Here is a 21,343-nt window from a genome sequence, read left to right on the forward strand (position 1 = left end):
TGAAAGATGGCGTCTGTTGACCGCGCCGCAAAAGTGACCGCTTTGCGCCCTCCCGTTTTACGGGCGATTGCCATCGCTTCGTGCTTTTGCATTGGTACGCCGGCCGTGTTTTTCAAGTGCTCGCCGTGGGTCAGGCAAGTGACATTGTGTTCACCAATTGAAGAATTGTCTTGCGCGTCGGCTGCCGACTACATCTGCGGTGTCGTGACCGGCTGGTTCGTTCGACGGACGGGCCGGCGCATCAACCGCGCAAGGCAATTCAGACCAGAGCAAGGACCCCAATATGACCATCCCGATGAAAAACCGGCTGCTGATGGCAGCGCTTGTGGCTGCAACGGCTTTGCCGGCAGGCGCCGCACTTGCCGATTCCTACACGGTCGATCCGTCCCATTCCTTCATTCAGTTCAAAACGCAGCATCTGGGATATTCCTGGCTGCCGGGCCAGTTCAACAAATTCGACGGCAAGCTGAACTACAGCGCCGACAAATCCGCCGCTGATCAGAAGATCGTCATCAATATCGACACCGCCAGCATCGACACGAACTGGGCCGACCGCGACAAACATCTTCGCAGCGCCGATTTCCTCGATGTGGAAAAATTCCCGACGGCCACCTTCGAAAGCACCTCGTTCGATGGCGATGCAAACGGCGGCACAATAACCGGCGACCTCACCCTGCACGGCGTCACCAAGGAAATCAGCTTTCCGATCAAGCTGATCGGCGAAGGCAAGGATCCCTGGGGCGGATACCGTGTCGGCTTTGAAGGCAGCTACACGCTTGCCCGCAAGGACTTCAATCTCGATCAGACCAATCTCGGGCCGGCAGCCGAAAACATCGAGCTGACACTGCTCATCGAAGCGATAAAAGACCAGTAGGTCAATTTCAAACCGGAGCGTGGCGATGGACACTGAAAACGGTTTTGGGCCGGTCAGCAAGGCCCTTCACTGGCTAATCGCCGCGCTCATGCTCGGGCTGATCTGGCTGGGCTGGTGGATGATCCAGCTGAGCTATTACAGCACCTGGTACCACACCGCGCCGGCGCTCCATAAGGCGCTTGGCCTTTGCGTATTCGGGCTAGGCCTGGTCCTGATCGTGTGGCGCCGGTTTTCAGCGCGGCCGGCGGCCGATGCTTCCCACAGGCCGTGGGAGAAAGTGGCTTCCAGGGTGGTGCATTTTGCGCTCATAGCCTGCGTCATCGTCATTCCGGTTACAGGCTATATCTTCACCACGTCAAACGGCGAGGCCGTGCCGTTTTTCGGCCTGTTCGAACTGCCGGCGCTTTTTGCCGTACCTGAAACACTGCGCGATATCGCCATTCAGCTGCATATCTACGCCTCGTATGGTCTTCTGGCCGTTGTTCTGCTGCATGCGGGCGGCGCAATCAAACATCACCTGATCGACGGTGACAGGACCCTGCGGCGCATGACCTGGTGAAGGCTGAACGCAGCAATAATCGCGCTATTCGCAAGCCGCCGTGATGATGATTTCGACCGCAAGTTCCGGTGACGCGAGCTTGGCTTCGCCGCAGGCGCGCGCCGGCGCATGGCCTTCCGGTGCCCAGGCATCCCAGACGGCGTTCATCTCATCGAAATCCGCCATGTCTGCAAGCCAGATGATGGCCTGCAGGATCTGCTCCTTGCCGGAGCCGGCCTTTTCAAGCAGGGTCTCGACTTTACGCAGGCATTCGGCGGTCTGGTCCGCGACGCTTTCGCCGCGCGTGCCGACCTGGCCGCACAGATAGGCAACGCCATTATGCTTGACGATTTTGCTCATGCGTGTGCCGACATCGATACGTTCAATCATTTCAGTTCCAGTCTTTGATGGGTGGAGGCTCACCCCGCGGGGTGAAGATTTGCGTCACCGTTAGACCGCAATATCGGCCTTGGCAAGCTTCGTAATTCATGCGGGTGCGGACAGCGCCTTTTCATGATGAAGCAAACCGGACACCGTGGTGGGAAACTCATCTTCACGACACATTGAGTGCGTCAGAACAGCACAATCCGGTAAAACGGGCGGTTAAATTGGTTGGACCGGCTTGTGGAGGCGCCGCCTGAGATGTTGTATTGCGCGCTGAGGTGACCATTGGGAAATTACGATATGGCTGACACGCCTGACTGGCCTGAAGACAATGCTGCGCGGCCAAGAGGAACCGGCATTCGAACCGCGTTTCTCACGGTTTTGATCGTCGCTGCGACGGTTGTTTTTGGCCTTTATTGCGCCTGGAGTTTTTCGCAGATTTCTGAGTTGCGCGCCGAAGTTTCGGAACTGAGGGCATCGGTGGCATCCGCCCGGCAAAACAGTGTTTTGCTCACTGAAATTGTCAACTCCGGCCAGGAGGCTCTTGTCGAGCGGTTGTCTTCAAAATCGGAGGAATTGCAGGACCGGATCGTGCGGTCTGCATCGGCAAAGCTCAACCATTCGATCGACGTTGCCATGGGCCGCCTTTCGGCTTTTGGAAATGCCGGATTTGCATTTCAGATGGCCGAATTTGACCGGCGGTCCTGTGTAAACGGTGGTGTATTTTCCGGTGAACTTCCCGACGGCAATCAGCATGACGAGCCGTTTGAGGCCGGAAATCTGATCGAGGTCCAGCCCACCCATGGCGATGTCCGCGGCATCCCGTTCTATCGCGTCAAAATCGCCGGCAAAACAATGCGTTCACAGGATGGAAGGGCACAGTTTCGTCACGGCAGCATGCGGATCGAGTGCAACTGAGCGGGTCGCCGCGTAGTTGTCCCCAGCCATTCGACGGCCAGAAGCGGCATCCAATTATATTTCGTGAAAATCTGAGAAATTTGGTGGAGCCAAGGGGAGTCGAACCCCTGACCTCTTGCATGCCATGCAAGCGCTCTCCCAACTGAGCTATGGCCCCATTTGCCGGTTTTACGGCGGCGGCGGTGTGGGTTACCGCCAGCCAGTGCGGCTATCTAAAGCCGCTTTTCGCGGAGATCAAGACGAAAATGACGGGCGGCGCTTATTTTTTGCCGCCGGCTGTTTCGCTCTCCGCTCCAGGCGATCAAACGCCTGAAATCAGGTTTCTTCGTCGTCGTCCGAAACTGCGATGATGCCGGTTACGTCGTCATCGTCGTCATCGTCGGTCTCCAGGAACGTGTCATCGTCATCGTCGCCGAGATCAACATCATCATCGTCGCCGTCGATGTCCGGGATGGTTTCGCCCGTATCGGACGCCTCCTCGTCGGCATCTTCCAGGGAAACGATTTCGACATCCGCGGTTTCTTTTTCCGCTTCGGCGGCTTCCGGCTGTTCCTCCGGAGCTTCCTTTACTTCCGGTTCCGGTTCGCCGCCTTCGAAGAAGGTCAGCGGATAGGTCTGTCCGGTGTAGGGGGAAACGATCGGATCACGGTTAAGGTCGTAGAATTTGCGGCCAGTTTCGGGACAGACGCGCTTGGTTCCGAGTTCAGGCTTTGACACTTCTGGGGCCTCTTGGTTGTTCGTTTCGCGGATGTTGCGGATTTGGTGAATCCAGCGCCGGGTTCCGCCAGCTTCCATCCTGTGACCTGGCGGCATGCCGCGTTCAATTCATCAAATCCGCTGACCGCTGCTGCAAGTCACTATGTACCGGCCGCGCAGTGCGGACGGGTTTTTTGATGTGCCGGACCCCATACCCATCTTGGCAGCGTCTGTCAAAGCCTATCTACGCAAAAAAAGCAACCCGCGGGGTCTGGGAGGATGACGGCCAAATTTCCCTGTGCTAGACGAGGCGCAAATTGCAGGCCGTGTCCGCAGTGGGCACAAAATTCTGCTGTTTCATGCAGGGATTAAAACGACAATGACCCATGGCGCTCACCTGACACCGGCTGCCGCGCACAAATCCGACCGCCTGACCGGCACCATCCGCATTCCGGGTGACAAATCGATTTCCCACCGCTCCTTCATGTTCGGCGGGCTCGCCAGCGGTCAAACGCGCATCACCGGTCTTCTGGAAGGCGAAGACGTGCTTGCCACCGGCCGCGCCATGCAGGCGATGGGTGCCTATATCCGCAAGGAAGGGGACACCTGGATCATCGACGGCGTCGGCAATGGCTGCCTTCTGGAGCCGGAAGCCGCGCTCGATTTCGGCAATGCCGGCACGGGCGTGCGCCTGACCATGGGACTTGTCGGCACATACGCATTTTCAGCCACTTTCACCGGTGACGCGTCGCTGTCCAAACGGCCAATGGGCCGGGTGCTTGATCCGCTGCGTCTCATGGGCGTGCAGGTCGAGGCGCAGGAGGGCGACCGGCTGCCGGTGACGCTGCGCGGACCGCATATCGCCAACCCCATTACCTACCGCGTGCCGATGGCGTCAGCGCAGGTCAAATCGGCGGTGCTCCTTGCCGGACTGAATGCGCCCGGCACAACAACGGTCATCGAAGAGGTGATGACCCGGGACCACACCGAAAAAATGCTTGCCGGCTTCGGCGCGCAGCTGTCGGTCGAAACGGACGGCAATGGCGTGCGCACAATCGCATTGCAGGGGCAGGGCAAGCTGGCCGGACAGGTAATCGATGTTCCGGGCGATCCGTCCTCGACGGCCTTTCCGCTCGTTGCCGCGCTCATTGTTCCGGGTTCGCACGTTACAATCGAAAATGTTCTGATGAATCCGACCCGTACGGGGCTCATCACAACGCTTGTGGAAATGGGAGCGGATATCGTCGTCACGAATGAACGCCTCGCCGGCGGTGAGGACGTTGCCGACCTTGTCGTTCGCTCTTCCGAGCTCAAGGGCGTATCAGTGCCGCCCGAGCGGGCGCCGTCGATGATCGACGAATATCCGGCACTTGCCATCGCCGCCTCCTTTGCCGAAGGTGAAACCGTGATGGAAGGGCTGGAGGAACTGCGCGTCAAGGAATCGGACCGCCTGTCGGCGGTCGCAGAAGGCCTGAAGATCAACGGCGTCGATTGCGACGAGAGCAAGGCTTCGCTCAGGGTGCGCGGCGTGCCGGGCGGCAAGGGGCTCGGCGCGGTTTCCAAAGATGCTGTGGTCGAGACCCATCTCGATCATCGCATCGCCATGTCGTTCCTTGTCATGGGTCTTGCATCCGAGCGCCCGGTTTCGGTGGACGATGCCGCAATCATCGCCACCAGCTTTCCGGAGTTCATGGACATGATGGCCGGTCTCGGTGCCCGCATCACGCTCGAGCAGGAGGCGGCTTGAGCATGGGCTTTGCGGTAGCCATTGACGGGCCGGCGGCCTCGGGCAAGGGCACTTTGGCGCGGCGCATCGCAGCCGAATATGGCTTTCACCATCTCGACACCGGGCTGACCTACCGCGCAGTCGCCAAAGCGCTGCTCGATGCCGGTGCGCCGCTCGACGATGAAGGGCGGGCCGCATCCGTTGCCGGCTCGCTCGATTTTACAGGGCTGGACCGTTCCGTCCTTTCCGCCCATACGATCGGCGAAGCAGCTTCGAAAGTGGCGGTGATGCCGGCCGTACGCGCAGCACTGGTTAAAGCGCAAAGGCGTTTTGCCGCCCGTGAGCCGGGTGCCGTTCTCGATGGCCGTGATATCGGCACCGTCGTGTGTCCCGATGCGCCGGTCAAGCTCTTCGTTACGGCTTCGCCCGAGGTTCGGGCCGAGCGCCGGTTTGCCGAAATCCGCGATGGCGGGAACGATGTTTCCTACGACGAGGTCCTGCAGGATCTGAGGATACGCGATGCCCGCGATACCGAGCGCGCCGACTCTCCATTGCGCCCCGCTGAAGATGCCCACTTGCTAGATACGAGCGAAATGGATATAGAAGCGGCGTTCCTGGCCGCCAAAAGGCTGATTGATGCTGCCTACGGCGCCGGAAACAAGACTTGAACCACCGCTTTTGATGCGGCCCACGCGCCGAACATGGCAGCCATTGGAGCCTGCCGGGCCGTATCGAATGTGAATGCAACACCAACCGCCGGCGCTTTGTGTCCGTCCGTAGAGACATTCCGGCACGGACCGTTCAGGAGTTTTTATGTCTGCACAATCGTCTATGGAGGACTTTGCGTCCCTCCTCGAGGAATCCTTTGCCACCCAGGATCTTGCCGAAGGCTATGTCGCCAAGGGCATCATCACCGCCATCGAGAAGGATGTCGCAATCGTCGACGTCGGTCTCAAGGTCGAGGGCCGCGTACCGCTGAAGGAATTCGGCGCCAAGTCGAAAGACGGCTCGATGAAGCCGGGCGACGAAGTCGAAGTCTATGTCGAGCGCATCGAAAACGCTCTCGGCGAAGCCGTCCTGTCGCGCGAGAAGGCTCGCCGCGAGGAAAGCTGGGTCCGCCTCGAAGCCAAGTTCGAAGCCAATGAGCGCGTTGAAGGCGTCATCTTCAACCAGGTCAAGGGCGGCTTCACCGTCGATCTCGACGGTGCCGTTGCCTTCCTGCCGCGTTCGCAGGTCGACATCCGTCCGATCCGCGACGTCACCCCGCTGATGCACAACCCGCAGCCTTTCGAAATCCTCAAGATGGACAAGCGCCGCGGCAACATTGTTGTCTCACGCCGCACCGTTCTTGAAGAAAGCCGCGCCGAACAGCGTTCCGAAATCGTCCAGAACCTTGAAGAAGGTCAGGTCGTTGAGGGCGTCGTCAAGAACATCACCGATTACGGTGCGTTCGTCGACCTCGGCGGCATTGACGGCCTGCTGCACGTCACCGACATGGCCTGGCGTCGCGTCAACCACCCGACGGAAATCCTGTCGATCGGCCAGACCGTCAAGGTCCAGATCATCCGCATCAACCAGGAAACCCACCGCATCTCGCTCGGCATGAAGCAGCTCGAGGCGGATCCGTGGGATGGCATCGGCGTCAAGTATCCGGAAGGCAAGAAGATCACCGGCACCGTCACCAACATCACCGACTACGGTGCGTTTGTTGAGCTGGAGCCGGGCATTGAAGGCCTCATCCACATTTCGGAAATGTCCTGGACCAAGAAGAACGTCCATCCGGGCAAGATCCTGTCGACAAGCCAGGAAGTCGAAGTGGTTGTTCTGGAAGTCGATCCGAGCAAGCGCCGCATTTCGCTCGGCCTGAAGCAGACCCTCGACAATCCGTGGGAAGTCTTTGCGCAGAGCCACTCCGTCGGCACCGAAGTCGAAGGCGAAGTCAAGAACAAGACCGAATTCGGCCTGTTCATTGGCCTCGAAGGCGATGTGGACGGCATGGTTCACCTGTCCGACCTCGACTGGAACCGTCCCGGCGAACAGGTTATCGAAGAGTTCAACAAGGGCGACATGGTCAAGGCCGTTGTTCTTGATGTTGACGTCGATAAGGAGCGCATCTCGCTCGGCATCAAGCAGCTCGGCAAGGACAGCGTCGGCGAAGCTGCTGCGTCCGGCGGCCTGCGCAAGAACGCCGTTGTCTCCGCTGAAGTTACGGCCGTCACCGATGGCGGCATCGAGGTCAAGCTGGTCGATCATGAGGATGTCTCATCCTTCATCCGCCGCTCCGACCTTTCCCGCGATCGCGACGAGCAGCGCCCCGAGCGTTTCTCCGTCGGCCAGACGCTCGATGCGCGCGTCACCAACTTCTCCAAGAAGGATCGCAAGATCACCCTGTCCATCAAGGCACTGGAAATTGCCGAGGAAAAGGAGGCCGTCGCTCAGTTCGGTTCTTCCGACAGCGGTGCATCGCTCGGCGATATCCTCGGTGCCGCGCTGAAAAAGCAGAACGGCGACGACTAAGCCGAAACCTGCTTGAAAAGATTGAGACCCGCGGCGCATGCGCCGCGGGTTTTTTGATGTGCTCTAATTGCCGTGAACGAAATTTCTTTCAATGGCCCCGGTCATTGCTTCGCAAAGCTCCCTGTCGAGCTTGTCGGCATACTCGATCACAAGGTTCGAGGACCGCACGGCGTGGAACCCCTCGGCTATGGACAGGGGTCTCAGATTGCCGCTGAGTGCAGCGGTGCCGAGGACACCGATGGCAATACCCGCTTCAATCGCTGCGGCGACACCCGTAACGCTTTCGCTGGAATAGACCACCCGATAGGCACGGTTACCTGTCTGCAGGGATTTGAGAGCGGCGTCGCGCCACCAGCAGGCGCGGTCGAAGAGCGCAATCGGAAGCGGGTCGCGATCAAGTGCATCGTGCAGGCGGGACGTGACCCAGGCCAGCTTCTCCTTGCGCAAAAGCACCATGCCGGGTTCAACCTTTTCCACCTCGTGAACCGCGATATCGAGCGCACCGGTTGCAATCAGTTTTGAAAAGCCGGTGCTCAGGGCGCAATGGACCGTGAGTTCCACCTTCGGATGTTCGCGGGTGAAATCCGCGATGATGCGGGAAAGGACCTCTTTGCTGTGGTCGTCCGGAATGCCGATGCGCAATGACCCTTCCAGGCCTTCACCGGTCAGCTCCGCGAAGGTCCCGTCCAAGAGCGTGACCACCTGCCGCGCCACCGGTTCGAGTTTCTCGCCCAAGGGCGTCAGGCTGATCCCGCGGCCGTGGCGCTCAAAAACCGGTGCCCCGAGCAGGTCTTCGAGTTTTCCGATCTGGACGCTCGCAGCCGACTGCGAGCGGAAGATCCGGGCGGCGCCGCCAAGAAAACTGCCGGTGTCAGTGATTGCCAGAAAGGTGCGCAGAAGATCCGAGTCGAGATTTTTCATGATCGAGCTATGCACAAAACAGATAATAGGAATTAATTATATTCGTTTTTTAAAACTCTTACCAGCTGGCACATTGGCATCGCCACGCAGGAGTACGGCATGTCGGATATTGCTGAAAAAAAGAATGCCAGCGGCATTTTGTTGAAAGTGTCGGTGTTTGTCGGCGCAGCGGCCTTGGCGGCGATTATCTGGGCACCGGCAGAAGCTTGGTCAACGCTTGGATTTGTCGCGCGTAGTCTCGTTGACGTCTCACCGCTCGTTGTTCCCGGCATCGTCCTGGCCGCGTGGGTGAGCGCAAGCGGGGCAGGGGACCGGATTACCGATGCGTTCAACGGACGGGTTTTTCGCACGGTCGTTCTGGCGTCAGCCATCGGCGCGGTGACGCCTGTCTGTGGTGTCACCGTTCTGCCGCTCATGGCCGGGTTGTTGATGGCCGGTGTGCCGCTTGCACCGGTCATGGCCTTTTGGCTGTCATCTCCCGTGACCGACCCGGCCATGCTTGCAACCACGGCCGCGACGCTTGGTGCAGGCTTCGCGGTCGGCAAGACGCTTGCTGCCTTCGGGCTCGGGCTGCTTGGCGGATTCGCGACGGCCCTTGTTGCGCCCCGCAGCTGGGTTTGCGATCCACTGCGCAACAATGCGATTGTCGCAAGGTGCGGATCGTGTGGCGGCGACAGCGGTTACGACATGGCGGTCTGGGCCTCGCCGGAACGGCGGTCAAGGTTCCGGACAGAATTTGTCGCGACAGCCCGGCTGGTGCTGATCTGCCTGATCCCGGCCTTTGCAGCGGAGCACGTGCTCAACGGTCTTCTGCACCCGCAGGCCCTGTCGGCCTATGTCGGATCCGACGTCTGGTGGGCCGTACCCTTTGCCGCCTTCGTGGGAGCACCGGCCTATGTCGACGGCTACGCGGCGCTGCCTCTGACCCGCTCTCTGATCGACCATGGCATGTCGCCGGGTGCCGCCATGGCCTTTCTCGTTTCCGGCAGTGTGGTCAGTATCTGGGGCGCGATGGCCATATTTCCTGTCCTCAGGATCAGACCATTTGCCCTTTATCTTGTCCTGGCAGTTATCGGATCCTTGATATCCGGCTGGATATTCGGCCTGATTGTCTAGTAGAAAGTATCCGGGAACGAAACAGCACCGGGGCGATGCGATATGGGCGTGAAGGCGCCGACATTTTCCAGCGGACGTGGCGGCCTGCAAACCGGCGCCGGCATCCTCGACGGCGAGATCATCGCCGAAATGGCTGCTTCCATCGGGCGTTGCGGGCGGGCTCTAGAGAAGGCCCTGGCCGATTTGGATGCCCATGATGCAGCCGCTGCAGATACGTCGGACGAAGCGTCGCGGCAGGCGCTTGTGCAGGAAGCAGCTGATTGTGCCTGGGCGCTATTCATCCAGTACGAGCTTGCCGGCCTTTCTACGCAACAACAGCTGGTGAAACGATACGGTATTCCGGGCAATGTACTTGTTCGTATCGGTATTCGAAAGAATTAGCGGATAGTTCTAGCGGTATTTCCAAGTGAAATTGGCGGGTGGGCCCACCCGTGATACTCTGTGTTCCTTGCGGCGATATCGGATGACCGGTTTGGACAGGAGAGATCATGGACTACTACGATCTTGGAACGTATCACCGCGAAATTACGACGACGTCACCTGACGCGCAGCAATGGTTCAGTCGCGGCCTCTTGTGGACATACGCCTATAACCATGAGGAAGCGATTGTCTGCTTTAAAAAAGCGCTTGAACACGACCCGGAATGCGCCATGGCCCATTGGGGGATCGCCTATGCGATCGGCCCCAACTACAACAAGCCCTGGGAAGCCTTCGAGCCGGAGGAAAAGCCGGAAGCGCTTGCCATCGCACAAAAGGCGGTAAAGGCCGCCGGAGAATTTGCGCTCCAGTCAAAACCGGCCGAGCGCGCACTCATCAAGGCCATCCGGGCCCGCTACCCGGATGATGCTGAAGTCGAGGACTTTTCACCCTTCAATGACGCCTATGCCGATGAGATGCGGCTGGTGCACGGCTCTTTTCCGGGCGATCTGGATCTCGCGGCGCTGTTTGCAGAGGCCATTATGAACCGCACGCCCTGGCAGCTCTGGGACCTTCCGACCGGCGCACCGGCAAAGGGCGCCGACACGGTGGAGGCGATTAGGGTGCTTGAAAATGCGTTCGACACGCTTGACGGCGCATGGCAGCACGCCGGCCTTTTGCACATGTACATTCATCTGATGGAAATGTCGCCGCATCCCGAACGCGCCTTGCGTCAGGGCGACCGGCTGGCAACGCTGGTGCCCCATGCTGGCCATCTCATTCATATGCCGACGCATATCGATGTTCTTTGCGGAGAATACGAAAACGTCGTGTCACGCAATGACCGGGCGATTGAAGCGGACAAGGTCTTTCTTCAGCGCGACGGTGCCGACAATTTCTATACGCTCTACCGCTGTCACAATTACCATTTCAAGATTTACGGTGCGATGTTCCTCGGCCAGGCAAGAACAGCGCTGGAGACGGCGGAGGAGCTGGCGGAGAACCTGCCGGAATCAATCGTGCGGCCGCTGGCGGACTGGTTTGAATCCTTTGTTCCCATGAAGCAGCATGTTCTGATACGCTTCGGGCTTTGGGACGCGATTTTGGCGCAGTCGATGCCGGAAGATCAGGAGCTCTTCTGCGTCACAACGGCCATGATGCACTACGCGCGCAGCGTCGCGCTGTCGAATACAGACCAGATTGGCCTGGCGGAGGCGGAACGCGATCTTTTCATGGCCGCGCGCGACCGGGTGCCGGAATCGCGCATGCTCTTCAACAACACCTGCCTCGATATTCTGGCGGTGGCCGAACAGATGTTGCTCGGCGAACTCGAATATAAGAAGGGCAATCACGAAAAAGCGTTCGAGCATCTGCGCAAATCCGTCGAGGTCGATGATGCGCTGCCCTATGACGAACCCTGGGGCTGGATGCAGCCGACGCGTCATGCGCTTGGCGCGCTGTTGCTGGAGCAAGGCCAGTTTGAGGAAGCCGAAGCGGTATACCGCGCCGACCTCGGACTTGATTCGACCCTTGCGCGCGCCTGCCAGCATCCGGGCAATGTCTGGAGCCTGCACGGTCTTCACGAATGCCTGACCCGCCGGGGCGAGACGGTTGAACTGCTTCACATCAAGCTGCAGCTGGACAAGGCACTGGCGCGGGCCGAGGTTCCGGTCCACGCGTCCTGCTTCTGCCGCAGGCGGGCTGCGGCCTAGCCCTTGTCGCGGGCTTCGAACTCCTTGTGCAGTTCGTCAAGCACGCGGCGGGTAAATGCACCGATCTCGGCATATTCGGCCTCGGTCAGATTGGCGAGGGATACGCGCGCAGATGCGTCGACGACCTCGAAGCCCTTGCCGGGCAGAAGTACGACACCGGTTTCGCGCGCCAGCCGGAACAGGAAATCGGTGCCCCGCTCGCCATCGGCGAACCAGTCGGCGAATTCGGTTCCATAGAGCTGCTCGCCCAGTTTCTGCAGGTCGATCAGGTCGTAATAGTTCACGTCGTTCGGGCCGAACTTCGGATCGACTCCGATATGCTGGCACAGCGTCTGATAGCGGTGCCGTATCAGGTGTTTTGCCGAATCCTTGTAGGTGGAGTTGAGATCCATCAGCCCGTTAAGTGCAAACAGCGTCATCTGAAGCTGCTGCGGCAGGGACAGGCCTGCCGTGTGATTGAGTGCGACGGCGCGGCTGTCGGCGACGAGCCTGTCGATAAAGCGCAATCCCGCAATGTCGGTCGTGAGCGAAGAATAACGCTTGTCGAGGATCTTCCTGGTCTTTGGCGGAAGTCCGGCAATCGCATCATCAATGACATTGTCCTCGTGCAGTCCGATAACCCCGAGCCGCCAGCCGGTCGCGCCGAAATATTTGGAAAAGGAATAGACGCACAGCGTGTTGTAGGGGCACATGGCAAACAGCGACACGAAGTCATCGGCGAATGTGCCGTAGACATCGTCGGTGACGACGATGAGATCGCGCCTTTTGTTGTTGATCAGATCGGCAAGCTGTTTCAGGCAGGCATCTGACAGTTTGTAGGACGGCGGATTGCTCGGGTTCACGAGACAGAACACCTTGATTGCCGGATCTTCCAGCTTGGCGATTTCTGATTCCGGAAACTGCCAGTCATTGTCCTCGTCCATGCGTATATCGACGATCTCCATCGCATAGTCGGGCAGCGGCGGAATTTCCAGGTAGGGCGAAAAGATCGGCGTTCCGAGGGCAATCTTGTCTTCCGGAGCGATCAGCCCGTTGCTTTTGAGGCTCTGGAAGATATAGGTCATCGCGGCGGTGCCGCCCTCTGTCGCAAACAGCGAATATTTGCCGGTTTGCGGCACTGCGCCGAACATTTCCTGCCCGATATAGGCGCCGACGATTTCCTCGGCGTGGGTAAGCATGCGCGGCGGAACCGGATAGTTGCAGCCCAAAAAAGCCGCGACCATTTCAAACAGGAAATCCTCGCGCCGCAGCTCTAGCTGGTCGCGGACATAGGAAATCGCTGCCCGCAGGAACGTGATACCGACATCATCGTGAAACCGGCCGGCATAGGTTTCGAAGCGCTCAACCATGCCCTCGCGTTCAGGTAGTCCGCCAAACCCGCTATTGAGGTAGGAATAGGCGCGCTCGGCTTCCTGGATGGCGAATTCTCCAAGGCGCAGAAAGGCGTGACGGGGTTGCGTTGCGAGAAAATTCGGGTTGCCGCGCCCGGCATTGAGCATCACGCGCTGGGATTCGGTGGTGGCCACCGCGATAAGCTTGTCCTTTAGTTCGAACGGGCTGAGCTCGGCAAATTCGCTGAAATCTTCGTCCTGCATCGACTTACTCCCAACTTACGGTGACGGGTTCTTGGTGATGATACCGACGATCAGGGGCCCCCAGATGGTCAGGAACACATTGGCGACGGCATAGGTGACGGTAAACGAGACGACCGGCGTTGCATTGCCGGCTTTGGCGAGCAGCGCCGCAAATCCCGGATTGGCGCTGCGACCGCCGACGACGCAGCCGAGGGCTTCGATCGGATTGCGGATGCGAAGCACGAAATAGGAGAAATAGAACGTCACGATCTGCGGAATGATGGTGACCCCCACACCGAGGAAGAACAGCGTCAGCCCGTATTGCTGCATTGTCTTGACGGCCTGCGGGCCGGCCGAGATGCCGACAATCGCAACAAACACGGCCAGCCCGAAATCGCGAAGGAAATTCGATGCACCGGTCGGCAGCGCCGCGAATTGCGGGTGCGTGCTGCGCAGCCAGCCGAAAAGCAGGCCAGACAGAAGGCAGCCGCCGCCGGTACCGATCGTCACCGGAATGCCGGCAATCCTGAACTCGATCAGGCCAAGCAGAATGCCCAGCGACATGCCGACGCCGAAAAACACGAAATCGGTCACGGCTGCGGCGGTGATCTTGTATCCGAGCAGGGACTGAATGCGATTGAGATCCTTCGGTGCGCCGATGAACAGCAGTTCGTCGCCCTTGTGCAGCTCGAGACCCGAAAGAACCGGCACATCGCGGCCCATGCGCTTTACGGCGACGAGATAGATCCCGTGTCGGGTCTCGATATCCAGCGCATCATGCATTTCACCGATCGTCTTCCCGATGAATTGCGGGCGGGTCAAAATGATCTCGCGGTGTTCCTCCACCAGCTGGAATTGATCCGGCGCGGCACGCTCCTGTCCAAAATAGGGGGCCGTGTCCCGCAAAACCTCAACGGTGCCGGTTACAGCCACGCTGTCTCCTGCCTCGATGACGGTGTCGTCATTGACGGCAAGTGTCTGGCCGTTGCGCATGATCTCTTCAACCGCCGCATCGGAAAGGTCCCGGTCGATATCAATGGCCGTCTTGCCGTTTGCGCTGCTGTCGGCGCCGACACTGTATATGCGTGTCGTGACCTTGCGGATGGCGTTGAACTGGCCCGGTTCCAGCTCGGCCTTCCCGCCGGCCATTTCCTTGGCCAGTTTGACGGCTTCCTGGCGAATGTCCCATTTCATCACCATCGGCAGGAACCAGGTCACCACGATGATCGGCCCGAGATTGCCGAATATGTAGCAAACCGCATAGCCCACCGCGACATTGGTCTGCATGATCTTGATCTGCTCGGCTGAGACACCGAGCTTGGCAATCGCGTCACCGGCGGTTCCGATAATAGCCGACTGGGTCAGGCCGCCTGCTGCAAGCCCTGCGGCCGTGCCACGGTCGAGATCGAATGTCCATGCGCTGATGAGGACGCAAATGAGGCCGACGAGACACATGACAAATGCCGACACTAGCTGATTGAGCGAGCGTCTATTGATCGATCGGAAGAACTGCGGACCGCCCTGATAACCCACCGCATAGATGAACAGGGCAAAGAAGATCGATTTCATGGCCGTGTCGAGGTGAATGCCCAACTGGCCGATCAGCACACCGACAAGCAATGAGCCTGCAACCCCGCCGAGAACAAATTGACCGATCGTCAGCTTGCCGACCACATAACCGAGGCAAACCGTCACGAAAACGGCCAGCAAGGGCGCCGCATCGAAAAGCTTGTCGAGATATTCCAACATGGCCGGTCCCCGCTTCGTTGGCAGTGGTGTTGCCGGCGCAGTCTGCACCAGCAAAGTGTGTTTGCACAAGACGCGAATTGCCGCGCAGCTGCAACCATGGCGGATGGCTTTCACCATTTCAGATCTGCGGCAGTTTGGACGGTGAGCCGATTTAGCATGCCACGGGGTTGAATAGCTGCCGGGAGGGCGAATTGAGCGGCAAAATCGCTGTCATGAAGCGATGGTTCGGGCCGCTCGAATACGTGCCTGACAATTCCCTTGCAGGTCGCGGCCAATAACTAAAAGGCCGTTCTTAAGTTAAAAATATGGATCAATTGGCCATACGGCAGTAACGTTGGGAATAGTTCTTTGGTGAATTTGGCAATCTGGGAGTGCCGATGGACCTTGTTTCGGATGATGACGGCGCAAAGCTATTGCCCGAGGGATTGCACCGCATTTGTACTGCGGACAAGACCCTTGAACGCCTCGTTCCGGTGAAGGCAACGTTCGGAATTACCCGGCTTGCCAATATTACCGGTCTGGACCGGATCGGTTTGCCGGTTTTCCTTGCCACCCGCCCGAATGCGCGATCGGTTGCGGTATCGCAAGGCAAGGGATTGAGCCCTGCCGAAGCCAGGGCGTCGGCTTTGATGGAGGCGGTGGAAATCTGGCACGCCGAACATTTCGACAGGCGCATGCATTTTGCCAGCCGCCGCGAACTTGCCGGTGCTCACCCATTGGTTGATCTGGACCGTTTACCAAGGATCGTCGATGGCAGATTTACCGATTCCCTGCGCATGTTGTGGGTCGATGCCATCGATCTGATGAGCGGAACCGGCATTCTCGTGCCGTTCGAGATGGTGCATGCCGACTACACGCACCCGGTCCAGCCAGGTCACGGGTGTTTTCCGGCCAGCACCAATGGCCTGGCGTCGGGAAACCATCCGCTCGAAGCGATCTGCCATGGCATTTGCGAGGTAGTCGAGCGCGATGCCCTGGCAATATGGCACCACGCGCCCTCCGGCCAGCGAAAACGGCGCGGCCTGGATCTGGCGACGGTTGACGACAAGGGAGCTCTTGCCGCCCTGCGCATGTTCGAAAAGGCCGGACTGTCCGTCGGTGTCTGGGACATCACCACCGATATCGGCGTTGCCACCTTCCTGTGCGCGGCAAGAGAGGCAAATGATCCCGATGGCCATATCGGCATCGGTTCGGGGACGCATCTGGATCGCGGCATTGCACTTCGGCGGGCCCTTACGGAGGCGGCGCAGACACGGCTCAACTATATCAGCGGATCGCGGGATGATCTGATGCTTGCCGAATACAGCGCCGGCGGACGCGTCGACAAGAACAGTGCGGTGGATGAAATGTTCGCCATGAACGGCGAGGCGCGAAATTTCATCGCCGCGCCGACACGTACAAACGAGACGTTGAAGACGGACCTTGCCTGCCTTCTCGACGGGCTCCGCGGCGCCGGCATCAAGGAGGTTGCCGCCGTCGACCTCAGCCGGCCCGAACATTCCATCCCGGTGGTGCGCATCATCGTTCCGGGCCTGGAGGCGCCCCATGACGACGTGACCTATCTGGCCGGCGAAAGAGCCTTCAGGGGCTTTGAGGAGGCCGCATGATGAGGATTGTCTTTGCCGGGCCGTCTTTGGCGGGAGAGAATTTGGATGTTCACGACGGATTCGAGTTTCGCCCGCCCGTCAAACAGGGTGATCTTTACCTCGCGGCGATGGATAATCCGACCGCAATCGGCATCATCGACGGTGTTTTCGACGGTGTCCCTTCCGTTTGGCACAAGGAAATTCTATGGGCGCTGTCCCTCGACATTCCGGTCTATGGCAGTGCCAGCATGGGGGCGCTGAGGGCAGCCGAGCTCGACAGTTTCGGCATGGTCGGTATTGGCGCAATCTACGAAGCCTATCGTGACGGTGTGTTGGAGGACGATGACGAGGTGGCCCTGCAGCACGGACCGGCCGAAATCGGTTACGCACCGCTGAGCCTGCCCATGGTCAATGTCAGGGCGACCCTGCTGGAGGCTGAGCGCGCCGGTGTCCTGACAAAAGATCAATGCAAGGCTCTCGCGGCCGCGGCAAAGCCGATCTTTTTCAAGCAACGCACATGGGATGCCGTCCTTGAGCGACAGTCGGCGGTGCAGGATCAGGCGGTTCTGCTGGAATGGCTGAAGCGCAATGACGTCGACCAGAAGAAGCAGGACGCGTTGACGCTTCTCGCTCACATGAAAGATGCCGGCATTGGCCCGTCCGCGGATTTCGACTTTGAGCACACCGAGCTGTGGCAAAGGGGCGTGACCGAGTGGCAGAGCCGAGCGCCGGTTGCCGAAACCGCTGAGGATGGGGCCTACCGCCTTGTTCCGCACGAAAGGTTATTCAGATGGTCCGGCAGCGAAGAATGATCCAGGCAGGTCCCGCAATGAGGGGAGGCTAGACTATGGAAGGCACTCGCTTCAATCTGTTCCCGCAGCCGCGTTTTCTCGACGATTACGAGGAGCCGGAAACGGTGTTCGTTTCTTCACCCGCAGGCACCCTGGCGCCCGGGCCAGCCGATGATCGCATGTATACGATATTTCCGATTGGCAAACCTGCGCCATACGGAATCAATCCGGACCCTGACAGCCGCGACGATGTGCCGATGCCGCCCTGGAAGGGCGAGTGCCATCCGCCCGCAATGCCTGACGAGGAAGGGCATTTCGACCATCTCGAACCTGGAACGCCGCAATTCGAGGCGGCCCATCTCTTCGGCACGGTCAGGTTTGTGCTCGATGTCTGGGAAGGTTATTTCGACAGGGTCATTCCCTGGCATAGCAAGAAACATTACGACCGGCTGGAACTGACCATCCTGCCGTCTCTGGAGAACGCTTATTCCGGCTACGGATTTCTGGAAATGGGCGGTGATCGCAAGCACGGAGGATACAAGCCCTTCAGCCTGAATTTCGACGTCATCGCCCACGAGGTCGGCCACGCCATTATCTATTCGGAGGTGGGTGTCCCTGATCCGGCCCGCACAACCGGGGAGTATTTCGGGTTTCACGAAAGCGCCGCCGATCTCGTCGCCCTTATTTCATCCCTGCATTTCAATTCACTGATCGACCGGCTGCTGCAAAACACCAGCGGCAACCTCTATCGTCTCAACTCGATCACCCGGATGGCCGAACTGTCCGACAATTCGCAGATTCGAATTGCCGCCAACGATGTCCGCCTGTCGGAGTTTGAACGCGGTTGGATCAAGGAGCACAAGCTCTCCCAGCCGCTGACGGGCGCATTCTTTGATATCTTCGTCGACCTGTTTCACGAATGTCTGCTTGAATATGGCACGATCGATCAAAACCTGGAATCGCTCTCCGACGAATTGCTGGCAACGCCCGACTATGCACCGGTCATGCAGACCCTGTTCGACGAAGCGTTTCTGCGCGATCCCGACGGGTTCAAACTGGCTCTTATCGACGCCCGCGACATACTCGGCACCTATCTTGCCGATACCTGGCAGCGGCTCGACAGAAACAGTCTCAACTATGTCGATGTGGCCAGAGATTTTCTGGATGTGGATGCCGAACACACCAGTGGGCGCTTCGCCACTCTGATCCACGGCAATTTTGCCATGCGTGACATTGGCAAGGTCCGGGTAGGGCCGCAACTTGCGCCGCTTGAAGAAGACAGCCACGCCAACTCGGTACGAACGGTAGTACCTCTGGACTGAAACGCCCTGTTGGTTTACTTATATTCTGATGAAAAGAAAAAATATGAAATAAAAATAAGAATTATTCCGGCCAATACGGCAAATGGAGGGGCATATGCCAGAAACGTTATTAAGCGCATCCAATATTGTTCTGTTCGGTCGCGTTGTTGAAGACATCAGTATTGTAACTCCCAAAGGTAATAAATCGCACAGCCCTTCAGTGGCAACGTCCAAGGGCACATCGTCCGGACTTCAACAGCAATTGACCCGCCCGGATTGGGGAGATTTTTCCGCCGGCACCAGGGAGAAGCTGGCGCGCTTTGCGCGGATATACGGTTTCAGCTACGAAGGCGCCTATTTCGAAGTGGGCGTTCCGGTGCTGTTTCTCGTTCACGGTGACGGTGTTGCACCGGCCAGCCTCAAGGTTCCGGGTCCGGATCCGGATGACAAGAATTTCTACAACGACCTGCGGGCCTGGTCCTATGACCGGGGCGATGAAACGATGCGCCTCGATATCGATTCCGGCACGTTTGAGCAGGTGCTTCTAAGCACGATCGGCGAAGGCGGACCCGGCGTTTCAGGTGCCCGGGTTTCCGGCGCTCGCGTTTCGGGGGCACGTGTTTCAGGCGCCAGGGTTTCCGGTGCGCGTGTATCCGGCGCCCGTGTATCGGGCGCGCGCATCAGTGGCGCCCGCGGCGACGCAGGCGACTAGGCCTGGATATCGGGGTTACCCGCTGACGTTAAAGTCCGGCCCGCTTCAGTCCCTCAACGAAGCGGACCACGTCCTCTTCATATTTGTCGGGCTGGACGGCGGCCCAGGCGTCAACGCTGAAATTCGGGTGCGCCTCTAGAACCTTCTGCGCTTCCGCCCTTGCTTCGGCCTCGCGTCCTAGATTGCCGTAGCTGGCCGCAAGCAGCCGTCTTCCTTCAGTCGGGTTCTGCATCGTCTGTATTGTGCGGATGGCGTCTTCGTAACGCTCCAGGTTGAAAAAGGCGCCGCCCAGATGCCAGATATACTGGTCCGGATAGAACGGATTTAGCCGCATGGCCTTATGCAGCAGCTCAATGGCCTCTTCAGACCGACCGGTATGGGCTAGCGCGTCGGCCATGTCTGACATCAGGTCCGCATCGTTGGGGTTGAGCCGAAGCGCTCTTTCATAAGCGCTGATCGCTGCTTCGTGTTCCTTGCGATAAAGATGCGCAAAGCCAAGCTCGCCAAATCCGCGCGCATCGGTGTTGTCGTATTCGACCGCCTGCCGGGCCAGGCTCAGGGCATCGTCGAGCGCCCTGTCCGGCCTGTCGGTCCAGTCGTAGCGCCAGTCGATGTTCAGTGTCCGGGACTTGGCCGCCAGCGCCCTGGCATAATGCGGATCGAGATCCAGAGCGCTGTTGTAGAGATCGCGCGCGCGCTGAACTTCCTCCTTGGTGTAACGGAAAATGTGGCTTTGGCCCTGAAGCACAAATCCATAAGCAGCGAGGCTGGCTGGCGGTTGCTGGCGAAACCGGTCCAGCTCCGAGGCTTCGATCTGAGCGGCGGTAGCCGATACGATAACTTGGGTGATTTCGTCCTGAAGATCGAAAATGTCCTCGATTTCACGATTGTATTGTTCGCCCCAGATTGTCCGGTCGCTCTGGGCGTCGAGAAGCTGCAGGGCGACACGGATGCGCGGGCCGGCCTTGCGGACCGACCCGTCGACCACGTAGCGCACGCCCAGCTCGCGCGCCACTTCCTTCGGCGCGATTGACCGGTCGTTATAGACATAGGCGGAGCCGCGGGCGATGACGAAAAAGTCGTGAAAACGCGAAAGATTTGTCGTAACATCCTCGGCCAGCCCGTCGGCAAACCAGCTTTCGCTCGGATCGTTTCCCTGGAAGCCGAACGGCAGGACCACGATGGACTGGTCCTTGCTTGATCCATCCCGTGCGGATTCGTTGGCCCGGGCCGGACGGCGCAGCCCGGTTGTCAGCGTCGCGCCGGCCGGGTCCTCATGGACCTGGAACACGTCGACGAGCTCGCTGATGTTCTTGAACTCCTGCGCGCCCAGATATTCATAGCCGAAGGACAGCTTGTTGCTGACCTGGTCGTGAACCGCACCCGATATACAGACCCGCCCCGGCTGGGCGAATGCCTCGATCCGCGAGGCGATATTGATGCTGTCCCCGTGAAGATCCAGGTCGTCGATAATAATCTCGCCAAGATTGATGCCGATGCGAAAGATGGTCTGCTTGTCCTTGCTCACGCCCTCATTCTGCTTCTTGATCCTGTTTTGGATCTCGACGGCAAAGGCAACCGCGTCGACGGCGCTGTCGAACACCAGGAACACGCCGTCGCCGGCGGTGCCGATCACCTTGCCGGAAAAGTCGCCTGCAAGTGCGCTGAACATTTCGATGCACGATTTTATCGCCACCGTCGTCGCCAGTTCGTCGTCGGCCATCATGCGGCTGTAACCGACCATGTCGGCAAACAGGATTGCTGTTAAACGCCTGCGCAATCTGGATTCGGTATTTGCGTTCATCATCTGC

General features: G+C 59.1%; 19 protein-coding genes and 1 tRNA gene. 13 read left to right on the plus strand and 7 right to left on the minus strand.

The features are described 5' to 3' along the window. The first annotated feature begins 283 nt into the window (after positions 1–283). A complete protein-coding gene (locus ABVT35_RS21935) occupies positions 284–874 on the plus strand; it encodes a YceI family protein (protein ID WP_368469351.1) in 591 nt (196 codons plus the stop codon). Positions 875–899: 25 nt separating this feature from the next. Beyond that, positions 900–1,433, plus strand: coding sequence for a cytochrome b (locus ABVT35_RS21940; RefSeq protein WP_368469352.1), 534 nt, complete (start codon positions 900–902; stop codon positions 1,431–1,433). Between the two features lie 24 nt (positions 1,434–1,457). Here ABVT35_RS21940 and ABVT35_RS21945 read toward each other — a convergent pair whose 3' ends face one another. Further along, complete coding sequence (locus ABVT35_RS21945; RefSeq protein WP_368469354.1) at positions 1,458–1,802, minus strand: RidA family protein; 345 nt, start codon at positions 1,800–1,802, stop codon at positions 1,458–1,460. Between the two features lie 294 nt (positions 1,803–2,096). Between ABVT35_RS21945 and ABVT35_RS21950 the strand changes: the two genes are divergently transcribed. Then, positions 2,097–2,714, plus strand: coding sequence for a hypothetical protein (locus ABVT35_RS21950; RefSeq protein WP_368469356.1), 618 nt, complete (start codon positions 2,097–2,099; stop codon positions 2,712–2,714). Positions 2,715–2,795: 81 nt separating this feature from the next. On the opposite strand, the gene ABVT35_RS21955 is transcribed toward ABVT35_RS21950, so the two are convergent. After that, positions 2,796–2,871: transfer RNA gene (locus tag ABVT35_RS21955), tRNA-Ala, on the minus strand. Positions 2,872–3,029: 158 nt separating this feature from the next. Then, the gene (locus ABVT35_RS21960) at positions 3,030–3,431 is read right to left on the minus strand and encodes a TIGR02300 family protein (protein ID WP_368469357.1); all 402 of its coding nucleotides are present in this window, start codon (positions 3,429–3,431) and stop codon (positions 3,030–3,032) included. Positions 3,432–3,789: 358 nt separating this feature from the next. Between ABVT35_RS21960 and aroA the strand changes: the two genes are divergently transcribed. The 3 genes from aroA to rpsA all read left to right on the plus strand — a co-directional run bounded on the left by aroA (position 3,790) and on the right by rpsA (position 7,653). Beyond that, a complete protein-coding gene (gene aroA / locus ABVT35_RS21965; protein WP_368469358.1) occupies positions 3,790–5,157 on the plus strand; it encodes a 3-phosphoshikimate 1-carboxyvinyltransferase in 1,368 nt (455 codons plus the stop codon). A gap of 2 nt (positions 5,158–5,159) precedes the next feature. Continuing rightward, positions 5,160–5,804: a (d)CMP kinase gene (cmk, locus tag ABVT35_RS21970; RefSeq protein WP_368469705.1), complete on the plus strand. Its 645-nt coding sequence runs from the start codon at positions 5,160–5,162 to the stop codon at positions 5,802–5,804. Positions 5,805–5,949: 145 nt separating this feature from the next. After that, positions 5,950–7,653: a 30S ribosomal protein S1 gene (rpsA, locus tag ABVT35_RS21975; RefSeq protein WP_368469359.1), complete on the plus strand. Its 1,704-nt coding sequence runs from the start codon at positions 5,950–5,952 to the stop codon at positions 7,651–7,653. Between the two features lie 63 nt (positions 7,654–7,716). On the opposite strand, the gene ABVT35_RS21980 is transcribed toward rpsA, so the two are convergent. Then, positions 7,717–8,574: a LysR family transcriptional regulator gene (locus ABVT35_RS21980; RefSeq protein ID WP_368469361.1), complete on the minus strand. Its 858-nt coding sequence runs from the start codon at positions 8,572–8,574 to the stop codon at positions 7,717–7,719. 99 nt (positions 8,575–8,673) lie between these two features. Between ABVT35_RS21980 and ABVT35_RS21985 the strand changes: the two genes are divergently transcribed. The 3 genes from ABVT35_RS21985 (at position 8,674) to ABVT35_RS21995 (ending at position 11,819) form a co-directional block, all read left to right on the plus strand. Further along, a complete protein-coding gene (locus ABVT35_RS21985) occupies positions 8,674–9,690 on the plus strand; it encodes a permease (protein WP_368469363.1) in 1,017 nt (338 codons plus the stop codon). A gap of 42 nt (positions 9,691–9,732) precedes the next feature. Beyond that, entirely contained in the window at positions 9,733–10,071 is a 339-nt protein-coding gene (locus ABVT35_RS21990) for a DUF6665 family protein (protein ID WP_368469365.1), read from the plus strand. 107 nt (positions 10,072–10,178) lie between these two features. Next, positions 10,179–11,819, plus strand: a complete 1,641-nt coding sequence (locus tag ABVT35_RS21995; RefSeq protein WP_368469367.1) for a tetratricopeptide repeat protein — start codon at positions 10,179–10,181, stop codon at positions 11,817–11,819. On the opposite strand, the gene ABVT35_RS22000 is transcribed toward ABVT35_RS21995, so the two are convergent. Next, the gene (locus tag ABVT35_RS22000) at positions 11,816–13,414 is read right to left on the minus strand and encodes a bifunctional aspartate transaminase/aspartate 4-decarboxylase (protein ID WP_368469368.1); all 1,599 of its coding nucleotides are present in this window, start codon (positions 13,412–13,414) and stop codon (positions 11,816–11,818) included. The two genes, ABVT35_RS21995 and ABVT35_RS22000, sit on opposite strands and share 4 nt — an antisense overlap. Positions 13,415–13,429: 15 nt before the next feature. Then, positions 13,430–15,142, minus strand: a complete 1,713-nt coding sequence (gene aspT, locus ABVT35_RS22005) for an aspartate-alanine antiporter (RefSeq protein ID WP_368469369.1) — start codon at positions 15,140–15,142, stop codon at positions 13,430–13,432. A gap of 377 nt (positions 15,143–15,519) precedes the next feature. Here aspT and ABVT35_RS22010 point away from each other — a divergent pair, with 377 nt between their 5' ends. From ABVT35_RS22010 to ABVT35_RS22025, 4 genes are all read left to right on the plus strand, one after another. Further along, entirely contained in the window at positions 15,520–16,749 is a 1,230-nt protein-coding gene (locus ABVT35_RS22010) for a YcaO-like family protein (RefSeq protein ID WP_368469371.1), read from the plus strand. Next, positions 16,746–17,540: a TfuA-like protein gene (locus ABVT35_RS22015; protein WP_368469373.1), complete on the plus strand. Its 795-nt coding sequence runs from the start codon at positions 16,746–16,748 to the stop codon at positions 17,538–17,540. The genes ABVT35_RS22010 and ABVT35_RS22015 overlap by 4 nt, the downstream gene beginning before the upstream one ends. Positions 17,541–17,575: 35 nt before the next feature. Continuing rightward, the gene (locus ABVT35_RS22020) at positions 17,576–18,841 is read left to right on the plus strand and encodes a hypothetical protein (RefSeq protein ID WP_368469375.1); all 1,266 of its coding nucleotides are present in this window, start codon (positions 17,576–17,578) and stop codon (positions 18,839–18,841) included. Positions 18,842–18,935: 94 nt separating this feature from the next. Then, positions 18,936–19,532: a pentapeptide repeat-containing protein gene (locus tag ABVT35_RS22025; RefSeq protein ID WP_368469376.1), complete on the plus strand. Its 597-nt coding sequence runs from the start codon at positions 18,936–18,938 to the stop codon at positions 19,530–19,532. A gap of 28 nt (positions 19,533–19,560) precedes the next feature. On the opposite strand, the gene ABVT35_RS22030 is transcribed toward ABVT35_RS22025, so the two are convergent. Beyond that, positions 19,561–21,339, minus strand: a complete 1,779-nt coding sequence (locus ABVT35_RS22030) for an adenylate/guanylate cyclase domain-containing protein (protein ID WP_368469377.1) — start codon at positions 21,337–21,339, stop codon at positions 19,561–19,563. Positions 21,340–21,343: the final 4 nt, after the last annotated feature.

Source organism: Hoeflea sp. TYP-13, assembly GCF_040932035.1.
Classification (GTDB): Bacteria; Pseudomonadota; Alphaproteobacteria; order Rhizobiales; family Rhizobiaceae; genus Hoeflea_A.